A 641-nucleotide genomic window follows, 5' to 3' on the forward strand; every position below is an offset into this window, starting at 1 on the left:
CGGCCCCGTGGCCGCGCACGGCACCGTGCATTTGCAGGTCGCCGGCAGGGGCGGTGTCCCCGCGTCAGGGGTGTCCGCGGTTGTGGTCAACGTGACCGTCACCGCCGCCAAGAGTGCCGGGTTCCTCACCGTCTACCCCGACGGGTCGACCATGCCCACCGCGTCGAACCTGAACTTCGCGGCTGGTCAGACCATCCCCAACCTGGTCATCGCTAAAGTCGGCGCCAACGGGCGGATTGCCTTGACCAACGGCGCCTCCGGCACCGTTCAGGTCATCGCCGACATCGCCGGCTACTACTTGGCCGGCACCCCCTCGGCCCCGGGCGCGTATACCCCTCTGAACCCGGCGCGGGTCCTGGACACTCGCACCAATCTCGGTGGCACCGGCCCCGTGGCCGCGCACGGCACCGTGCATTTGCAGGTCGCCGGCAGGGGCGGTGTCCCCGCGTCAGGGGTGTCCGCGGTTGTGGTCAACGTGACCGTCACCGCCGCCAAGAGTGCCGGGTTCCTCACCGTCTACCCCGACGGGTCGACCATGCCCACCGCGTCGAACCTGAACTTCGCGGCTGGTCAGACCATCCCCAACCTGGTCATCGCTAAAGTCGGCGCCAACGGGCGGATTGCCTTGACCAACGGCGCCT

General features: G+C 69.1%; 1 protein-coding gene. It reads left to right on the plus strand.

Features of this window, described 5'->3' with window-relative positions; all coding sequences use genetic code 11:
• Nucleotides 1–91: 91 nt before the first annotated feature.
• Nucleotides 92–641 (plus strand): hypothetical protein (locus tag EAH86_RS20370; RefSeq protein ID WP_206665913.1); only part of this gene is annotated, 550 nt, incomplete at its 3' end.

It is taken from the genome of Pedococcus bigeumensis, assembly GCF_006438965.1.
In the GTDB taxonomy this organism is placed as follows: domain Bacteria; phylum Actinomycetota; class Actinomycetes; order Actinomycetales; family Dermatophilaceae; genus Pedococcus; species Pedococcus bigeumensis_A.